Origin of the sequence: Pseudomonas sp. NFIX10 (assembly GCF_900111955.1) — a bacterium.
In the GTDB taxonomy this organism is placed as follows: domain Bacteria; phylum Pseudomonadota; class Gammaproteobacteria; order Pseudomonadales; family Pseudomonadaceae; genus Aquipseudomonas; species Aquipseudomonas fluorescens_AA.
In genome coordinates this window covers 75,152-84,520 of record NZ_FOKH01000030.1, presented here as the reverse complement: position 1 = coordinate 84,520, position 9,369 = coordinate 75,152, and the positions used below count along the sequence as shown (strand labels likewise).

Below are 9,369 nucleotides of genomic sequence, written 5' to 3'. Positions count from 1 at the left end.
CACCCCAGATCCCTTTGTGGGGTGGCCTCAGGATGTGCATACACTCCAGATCCCCTTGTGGGAGCGAGCTTGCTCGCGATGGCGGAGTGTCAGTTAATGATAATGTCGACTGACCCGACGCCTTCGCGAGCAGGCTCGCTCCCACGAAACCGCTTTCCTTTCAGGCATCAAGGAGATTCAGTTTGTCCTCTCCCATCCCGGTCACCATCCTCAGCGGCTTCCTCGGCGCCGGCAAGACCACGCTGTTGCGCCATCTGCTCAAGGCCGAGCACGGCCTGAAAATCGCCGTGATCGAGAACGAATTCAGCGATGCCGGTATCGACACCCAACTGTTGGGCGACGAGCCGGTGCAAGTCATGACCCTGGCCAACGGCTGCGTGTGCTGCACCATTCACACCGACCTGACCAAAGCCCTCTACCTGTTGCTCGAGCGGCTGGACAGCGGTGAGATCGCCTTCGACCGCCTGGTGATCGAATGCACCGGCCTGGCCGACCCGGCCCCGGTGGCGCAGACTTTCTTCATCGATGAGGACCTGCGCGAGCGCTATATCCTCGACGGGATCCTGACCCTGGTGGACGCGGCTCACGCCGACGTCCACCTGACCCAGGCCATCGCCCAGGCCCAGGTCGGGTTTGCCGACCGCCTGCTCCTGAGCAAGACCGACCTGGTGGACGCTGCCCAGGTCCAGGCCCTTGGCGAGCGCCTGACGCGCATCAACCGACGGGCACCGATCAGGGTGGTTGAACACGGCCGGATCGACCTGGCCGAGTTGCTCGACATTCGCGGTTTCAATCTCAATGCGGACCTGGGCGCAGGGTTCAGCCTGCGACCGGTGGGCAAGGCAACCCCGGGCGATCGCATCAGCAGCCTGGTGCTGCGCACCGACAAGGCCCTGGATATCGACAAGCTCAGCGAGTTCATGAACCAGTTGCTGGAAGAGCACGGCAAGCAATTGCTGCGCTACAAAGGCGTGCTGAACATCGCCGGCGAACCTCGTCGACTGGTATTCCAGGGAGTACTCAAGCTGTACGGTTTCGATTGGGACACCGAGTGGGCCGCAGATGAACCCCGGGAAAGCGTGATCGTCTTCATTGCCGACGAGCTACCCGAAGAGAAAATCCGTGCCGGTTTTGAAGCGATTCTGTTTTGATGTCCCCTGCCTGCGGCTGGCGAAGCCGCTAGGGAAAACCAGGCACCTGGATGTGCCTGGTAGATTGGATCGTTCCTGTGAGGACTGCTTCGCAGTCCAGCGGGGATAAATCCCCTCGCCACAAAGGGTTGCCTGGTTTTATATGTTTTGGCTGGCCTCACTTTCCTTCACGCAGGCTCAAGATAAAAGTGATCTTTGATTTTTCTTCGGTCTCGGCAAGATAGAGATAAGGTGAGCCGCGCACTCTTAATCCACCGACATATTTATGAGTGGCGGTCATGAGCGAGACGGGTGTGTGCAGGGTGTTAATGTTTTTCCGTGTGATGATGTTTTGTTGATGATCGATAAGAATAAAGCGCGTCGGATTGACGGTATTTGGATTTTCTGCGCCGAGCACTTCAAGCCAACTCTTGCTGATCAGCTTGTTATAGTGTTCTCCGGGGTTTTTCAGGGTCAGGATATAGCCATGGGACGTAGGACGAAAATGCAGGATCAATTGAGCGCGGTCCATGCCCTGGGTTTCGGCGCGGATGCCGAGCAAGTGTGAGTGATCATGGGTTTGCGGTTTGCCGGTAAAGAATCCACCGCTGAATGAACTGACGGTTGCCATCGCGGGTTTGCCATGCAGTGTTTCAAGTAGATTTACGCGGGCGTCAAACATGCTAAGTGTTGCATGAAAAGATTGTTCACTGTCCATGTGATAAATGAATCCTGTATTGAGTTTTGACGTGTGGGTGCGGCGAGCTGGATCTTATGGGTTTATTGCTTGTTGGTGGTGTTATCTGTATTGCAGGAAGTTAAGTGCAATGGCAGATGTTGAGTGTTGTAAAGGTGGTTTGCTTAGGTGGCGTGGTCTTTTAAAAGCCAATAAAAAAGCCCGCCTCGAAAGAGGCGGGCTTTTTTATTGCGGTCTGACCGGCTGATTAAGCGCCGTATACCGGCAGCTTCTTGCAGATAGCCTTGACCTTCTCACGCACGGCGTCGATGACCGCTTCGTTGTTCAGGTCCGCCAGGATGTCGCAGATCCAGCCGGCCAGCTCCTTGCACTCGGCTTCCTTGAAGCCGCGAGTGGTCACGGCCGGGGTGCCGAAGCGCAGGCCCGAAGTGACGAACGGGGAGCGTGGGTCGTTGGGTACCGAGTTCTTGTTCACGGTGATGAACGCCTTGCCCAGCGCCGCGTCAGCGTCTTTGCCGGAGATGTCCTGCTTGATCAGCGAGAGCAGGAACAGGTGGTTTTCAGTACCGCCGGACACCACGTCGAAGCCGCGCTCGATGAACACGCCGGCCATGGCCTTGGCGTTCTTCACCACTTGTTGCTGGTAAGCCTTGAACTCAGGCTGCAGCGCTTCCTTGAAGCAGATCGCCTTGGCCGCGATCACGTGCTCCAACGGGCCACCCTGGGCGCCCGGGAAGACGGCGGAGTTCAGCTTCTTCTCGATGTCTGCGTTGGCGCGCGCCAGGATCAGGCCGCCACGTGGACCGCGCAGGGTCTTGTGGGTGGTGGTGGTGACCACGTCGGCGAACGGCACCGGGTTCGGGTACACGCCCGCGGCGACCAGGCCGGCCACGTGGGCCATGTCGACGAACAGGTAGGCACCGACCTTGTCGGCGATTGCGCGGAAACGCGGGAAGTCGAGGATCTGCGAGTAGGCGGAGAAACCGGCCACGATCATTTTCGGCTTGTGCTCGAGGGCCAGGCGCTCGACTTCGTCGTAGTCGATCAGGCCGTTGCCGTCGATGCCGTACTGGATGGCGTTGTACAGCTTGCCGGAGGAGGAAACACTGGCACCGTGGGTCAGATGACCGCCGTGGGCCAGGCTCATGCCCAGGATGGTGTCACCGGCCGACAGCAGCGCCAGGTACACGGCGGCGTTGGCTTGGGAACCGGCGTGCGGCTGGACGTTGGCGTAATCGGCGCCGAACAGTTCCTTGGCGCGGTCGATGGCCAGTTGCTCGACCACGTCGACATACTCGCAACCACCGTAGTAGCGCTTGCCCGGGTAACCTTCGGCGTACTTGTTGGTCAGTACCGAGCCTTGAGCTTCCATCACCGCGGGGCTGGTGTAGTTTTCCGAAGCGATCAGCTCAATGTGCTCTTCCTGGCGCTGAGCTTCTTGTTCCATGGCGGCAAAGAGATCGGCGTCGTACTTGGCAATAGTCAAATCACGGCTGAACATGGCGGTCCTCAAGGATCGGGGCAGAAAAGGGGGGCATTCTACCTCAACCGGTTTTGGAAGGCATATGAAAGGGCGTCATGTCGCGGACGAATGGGTTTCACGTGCCATTTTGCGTCGCCTTGGCCGGCCCCATCGCGAGCAAGCTCGCTCCCACGTTTGGACCTGCGTGCCCATCACCCTGTGGGAGCGAGCTTGCTCGCGATGAGGCCACTACATGCACCGAAGGGCCTCAGTCGAGCATGAACAACGCATCATTGCTAAACTGCGCTTCGAACCGATTGGCCGGCATCGGCCGGCCGAACAGGTAGCCCTGGACTTCGTCGCAGCCGTGTTCGCGCAGGAAATCCAGCTGCTCGTGGGTCTCGACGCCCTCGGCGATCACCGCCAGGTTGAGGCTGTGGGCCATGGCGATGATTGCCCGGGCGATCTGCGCATCCTGCTCGCCGGACGGCAGGCCGTCGACGAAGGTGCGGTCGATCTTCAGCACGTCGATGGGGAATTGCTTGAGGTAGTTGAGCGATGAATAACCGGTGCCGAAGTCATCGACGGCGATGCTCAGGCCCAGGTTTTTCAGCCCGGCGAGGATCTGCATCGCCTCGCTGACTTCGCGCATCAGGATACTTTCCGTCAGTTCCAACTCCAGGCAGGCCGGTGGCAGACCGGTGCTGCGCAGGATATTGGCGATGCGCGTGCCCAACTGGCCGTCGGAGAACTGCCGGGCCGAAATGTTGACCGAGACCTTCGGCACCCGGACCTTGGCCTGGTGCCAGGTCCTGAGTTGCCGGCAGGCTTCGGTGATGACCCAGTCGCCGACGTCCACCACCAGCCCGAGCTCTTCGAGCACCGGGATGAAATCCCCCGGTGGCACCAACCCACGTCGCGGATGGCGCCAGCGCAGCAGGGCCTCGGCGCCGGTCAACCGTTTGCCATCGCCGCTGAACTGCGGCTGGTAATACAGCACGAACTCGTTCTGCTCCAAGGCGTGGCGCAGGTCGCTTTCCAGTTCCAGGCGCTCCAGGGCGCTGGCGTTCATGTCGGCCTGGTAGAACTGGAAGTTGTTCTTGCCACGCTCCTTGGCGTGATACATGGCCGTGTCGGCGTTCTTCATCAACTGGCTCAGTTCGTTGCCGTCCTGGGGGCTCAGGGCGATACCGATACTGGCGGTGACGAAAAACTCGCGGCCTTCGAGCACGAAGGGCCGGACCAGGCTGGCGAGGATCTGCTCGGCCACAGTGATCGCCCGGTTCAGCGCCATTTCACGGCTGACGCGGGGTTGCAGCAGCAGGGTGAACTCGTCGCCGCCCATGCGCGCCACGGTATCGTCGTCGGCGACGCAGCCGAGCAGGCGCGTGGCCATCTCCTTGAGCATCCGGTCGCCGGCGGCGTGGCCCAGGGAGTCGTTGATCGGCTTGAAGCGGTCGAGGTCGAGGAACATCAGCACGACCCAGGTCTTCTGCCGCTCGGCCGATTGCAGCGCGGTGTGCAGGCGATCCTGGAACAGCGTGCGGTTGGGCAGGTGGGTCAGGGCGTCGTAATAGGCCAGGCGATGGATGCGCTGCTCGCTGGCCTTGCGTTCGCTGATGTCGCTGAAGAAGCACACATAACTGGCCAGGTCGCCTTCGTCGTCCAGCACGGCGGTGATGCCGACCCAGGCCGGGTAGTGTTCGCCATTGCGACGCTTGAGCCAGACTTCGCCTTCCCACGTGCTGTGTTGCTGCAACTGCTTGAGCACGTAGCGCAAGTGGGCTTCCTGTTGCTCGTCCACGGTCAGCATGTTGGGCAACTGGTCCAGCACTTGCGACACGGCATAACCGCTGACGCGACTGAAGGCTTCGTTGGCCTGGACAATGTAGCCGGCCGGGTCGGTGATCAGGATCGCCGAGGTCGAGTGCTCGAAGACCGTGGCGGCCATGCGCAGGTCTTTTTCGGCGCGACGCTGCTGGCTGATGTCGCGGCCAACGCCCAGTACGCCTTCGAACGCGCCGTGTTCATCCCACACCAGCACCAGCCGCAGCTCGATGGGGATCTTGCGCCCATCGGCGCGCAGGCAGTCGAACAGGAACAGTTGGGTCTGCATCTGGTTGCGCAGCTCGGCCAGTTGCTCGGGCTGGTCGAGGGCCTTGCTGACGCGGTCCATCAGGCTGTAGATGCCGGTCAGTTGTTGTGGATTGGCGATGATCGATTGCCAGCCGTTCTGGAAAATCCAGTCGGCGGTGTAGCCCAGCACCGCTTGCACCGATGGGCTGACATAGTTGAGCGAAAGCTTGTTGTCGGTGGAGAAGATCACGTCGCTGATGCTTTCGGCGAGCATCCGGTAGCGTTGCTCGCTGTCGCGTAGCGATTCGCTGGCCTCGATCTGCTCGGTGACGTCCTTGGCCACGCCGATGATCCGGGTTACCTGGTCATGCCGGTCCCGGGCCAGTGCCTGTTCGCGAATGTCGAAACAGCGCCATTTGCCATTGCGATGGCGAAAGCGCAATTGGCATTGCAACAGCTGCGTGTACCCGCCACGCCGTTGTTCCTGGCGCAGGTTGTGGTAGTGATCGGCGTCGTCGCTGTGCAGCAGGATCTCCCAGAAGTACTCGCCCATCTGGTGCAGTTCGGTGCGGTCGTAGCCCAGGGTCTGGCCCAGGTGATGGTTGCTGAAGATCATCCGCTGGCTGATGACATCCTGCACGTAGAGATGATCCGGAACGGTGCGCACCACGTCGGACCAGAAACCTTCGCGTTCGAGCAGCGAGAGCTCGATCAGCTTGCGGCTGGTGATGTCGCTGATGCTCAGGATGACTGCGTTGTAGTCGGGCTGTTTTTCCGGCAGGCGCAGCACCAGCCACAGGTGCTGGTCGCGGCCATGGGCGTCCTGGAGCTTGATTTCCAGCTCCAGTTGCTTGTGTTGGTCGAGCAGCGCTTCGAGCAGTTTCGAGCCGATGGGGTTGTTGTCTGGCGTGCCCTTGCCGACCAGCAACTGCCAAGCCTGGGCACAGGAGTCGACGTTGAGCAGCTTCAACGCCATCTGGTTGACTTCGGTGACGTGAACTTCCTGGCGCAATTGCTCGAGTTGGTGAGCGGTTTGCAGCCAGGCGCGCAATTGATCGCCATTGTGCAGGCCCGCCCGCTCAAAAAAAGCCTTGAGCCCCGACAGGTCCAGCACGCACAGGGCCACGCCGGTGCCTTCGAAAATATCCTGGTAACGCCGTCGACCTTCGTGCAACTGTCGCTGGCGCCGGCGCATGTTCAAGAGGGCGATGACGGGCAACAACGAAAACGCCAAGCCCAGCAGGCACTTGCCGATGAAGGCCGGCAGTAGTTGCTCGATCACCTGGCGACGATCGAACAGCCCCCGCAGTTGCCAGTCGCTGCTGCTCAGGGGCACGGTCAGCACCGTGTTCTCCAGGTCATCCGGCGACAGGTGGGTAGGGCTGATCGAGGGCAGGCTCTCGTCGCGGCTGACGATCTGCTGGTTGAGGCGGTTTTCCACCAGCCACAGCGGGCGCAGCCCCACATCGGCTTGCTTGGTCAAGGTGGCGAAAAAGTTCGGGGTCAGGCGCAGGGCCCAATAGCCACGGCTGCTGCCGCTGGCCTGGTGCAACAACAGATGCACCACGGAGCCGTCTTCGGCATTGCTGAAATAATGGGCCTGGGCCCGGCTGCGCCGCACCAGTTCACTCAGGTAGTCGGCGTCATGGCTGTCGGCGTCGCTGTCACTGAGCACTCGCCCGGAAGGGCTCAGCAGTGCCAGGCTGCGCAATTCGGGTAACGATTGCTGGAGTTTACGAACCAGGGCTTGCTGTTCGTCGGCACTTTGTGGCTGTTCGACGATCGGTAGCAGGTTGAGGGCGATTTGCGCGTTCAGGGCCATGTTCAGGCTGACTTGCGCAGCAAGATCGGCGGTGTAGTCGATGGTGTATTGGCGCTGTTGCTGTTGGGTTTCACGCAGTTGGTCGAGCAGTTGCCAGAACAGCAAGCCGAGCAATAGCAGCACCAGCGTGGCCAGCGCGCCCTTCAGCGTCCCGCGCAGGGGCGAGCCGGGCACGACAGCGGGTGCGCGAGGGGACAAGGGCGGAGTGACGTTGGACAAGCTGTAATCCTGCAGTTTGCTGGACTGGCGCGACGTGCACTATAAGCCGGACGCCCGAAGGGCGGCTAGCATGCCTTGACTTGTGGCAAAGTGCCAGCCCCTGGCGGCTGGACCTTGACCGACGGTTGAGGTAGCTTTGCCGGTCAAACAAGAGCGTTCCAGCTCCAGATTCCCAGGCTCTATCCGCCCGCAGGCATTGATGACCGTCAAGTGCCGGCGCCGCGCATGGCCTGGCTCGTTCTTTTCACCTGTCACTGACGCTAGGTTCACCATGGCTCAATACGTCTTCACCATGCATCGGCTGAGCAAAGTTGTTCCGCCGAAGCGGGAAATCCTGAAAAACATTTCATTGTCGTTCTTCCCCGGGGCCAAGATCGGCGTACTGGGTCTCAACGGCTCGGGTAAGTCCACGTTGCTGAAAATCATGGCCGGCGTCGATAACGAATTCGACGGCGAAGCCCGTCCGATGCCGGACCTGAACATCGGCTACCTGCCCCAGGAACCGCAGCTGGACCCGAGCAAGACCGTGCGTGAAGTGGTCGAGGAAGCGGTCAGCGTGATCAAGGACGCCCAGGCGCGCCTCGACGAAGTCTATGCCGCCTACGCCGACCCGGATGCCGACTTCGACAAGCTGGCCGCCGAACAGGCCAAGCTCGAAGCGATCCTGCAGGCCAGCGACGGCCACAACCTGGATCGCCAGCTGGAAGTTGCCGCCGATGCACTGCGCCTGCCGGCCTGGGATGCGAAGGTCGAACACCTCTCCGGTGGTGAAAAGCGCCGCGTGGCCTTGTGCCGCCTGCTGCTGTCGGCCCCGGACATGCTCCTGCTCGACGAACCGACCAACCACTTGGACGCCGACTCCGTCGCCTGGCTCGAACACTTCCTGCATGACTTCCCGGGCACCGTGGTTGCGATCACGCACGACCGTTACTTCCTGGACAATGTCGCCGGCTGGATCCTGGAACTCGACCGCGGCGCAGGCATTCCGTACGAGGGCAACTATTCGGGCTGGCTGGAGGCCAAGTCCGATCGTCTGGCCCAGGAATCCAAGCAGCAGTCGGCCCATGAAAAAGCCATGAAGGAAGAACTGGAGTGGGTGCGCAAAGGCGCCAAGGCCCGCCAGTCCAAATCCAAGGCACGTCTGCAACGCTTCGAGGAAATGCAATCCCAGGAATTCCAGAAGCGCAGCGAAACCAACGAGATCTACATCCCGGCCGGTCCGCGCCTGGGCGACAAGGTCATCGAGTTCAAGAACGTCACCAAGGGTTATGGCGACCGCGTGCTGATCGACAACCTGTCGTTCTCCATGCCCAAAGGCGCCATCGTCGGTGTGATCGGTGGTAACGGTGCGGGTAAATCCACGCTGTTCCGCATGCTGATGGGCAAGGAAACCCCGGATTCGGGCAGCATCGAAATCGGTGAAACCGTGCAGTTGGCCTGCGTCGACCAGAGCCGCGAGGACCTGGACGGCAGCAAGACCGTGTTCCAGCAGATCTCCGACGGTTCCGACCAGATCCGCATTGGCAACTATGAAATCCCGTCGCGTACCTATGTCGGTCGCTTCAACTTCAAGGGCGGCGACCAGCAGAAGTTCGTCAAGGACTTGTCCGGCGGTGAGCGTGGTCGCTTGCACCTGGCGTTGACCTTGAAGGAGGGCGGCAACGTCCTGCTGCTCGACGAACCGTCCAACGACCTCGACGTCGAAACCCTGCGTTCCCTGGAAGAAGCCTTGCTGGACTTCCCGGGCGCCGCCATTGTGATCTCCCACGATCGGTGGTTCCTCGACCGCGTGGCGACCCACATCCTGGCGTACGAAGACGACTCCCAAGCGGTATTCTTCGAAGGCAACTACACCGAGTACGAAGCCGATCGCAAGAAGCGCCTCGGCGAAGCGGCCGCCCAGCCGCATCGTGTACGGCACAAGAAACTGGCCTGATAGGGTCGGTTGCAGATCGGAAATGTG

The 9,369-nt window shown here is 60.9% G+C and carries 5 protein-coding genes; 2 read left to right on the top strand and 3 right to left on the bottom strand.

All coding sequences use genetic code 11. The features are described from left to right. Positions 1-182: 182 nt before the first annotated feature. The gene (yjiA, locus tag BM321_RS23360) at positions 183-1,151 is read left to right on the top strand and encodes a GTPase (RefSeq protein ID WP_092333939.1); all 969 of its coding nucleotides are present in this window, start codon (positions 183-185) and stop codon (positions 1,149-1,151) included. Between the two features lie 157 nt (positions 1,152-1,308). Here yjiA and BM321_RS23355 read toward each other — a convergent pair whose 3' ends face one another. The 3 genes from BM321_RS23355 to BM321_RS23345 form a co-directional block, all read right to left on the bottom strand. Next, positions 1,309-1,848: a hypothetical protein gene (locus tag BM321_RS23355; RefSeq protein WP_092445022.1), complete on the bottom strand. Its 540-nt coding sequence runs from the start codon at positions 1,846-1,848 to the stop codon at positions 1,309-1,311. A gap of 226 nt (positions 1,849-2,074) precedes the next feature. Beyond that, a complete protein-coding gene (gene glyA / locus BM321_RS23350; protein WP_060740543.1) occupies positions 2,075-3,328 on the bottom strand; it encodes a serine hydroxymethyltransferase in 1,254 nt (417 codons plus the stop codon). Between the two features lie 229 nt (positions 3,329-3,557). Then, entirely contained in the window at positions 3,558-7,406 is a 3,849-nt protein-coding gene (locus BM321_RS23345; RefSeq protein WP_092445020.1) for a sensor domain-containing protein, read from the bottom strand. 271 nt (positions 7,407-7,677) lie between these two features. Here BM321_RS23345 and ettA point away from each other — a divergent pair, with 271 nt between their 5' ends. Then, on the top strand, positions 7,678-9,342 hold the full coding sequence (gene ettA / locus BM321_RS23340) for an energy-dependent translational throttle protein EttA (RefSeq protein WP_018601028.1): 1,665 nt from the start codon (positions 7,678-7,680) through the stop codon (positions 9,340-9,342). Positions 9,343-9,369 lie beyond the last annotated feature (27 nt).

Bases quoted from the DNA above. Each gene is read 5' to 3' on its own strand.
- glyA (WP_060740543.1), bottom strand. From the start codon at position 3,328: ATGTTCAGCCGTGATTTGACTATTGCCAAGTACGACGCCGATCTCTTT.
- BM321_RS23355 (WP_092445022.1), bottom strand. From the start codon at position 1,848: ATGGACAGTGAACAATCTTTTCATGCAACACTTAGCATGTTTGACGCC.
- ettA (WP_018601028.1), top strand. From the start codon at position 7,678: ATGGCTCAATACGTCTTCACCATGCATCGGCTGAGCAAAGTTGTTCCG.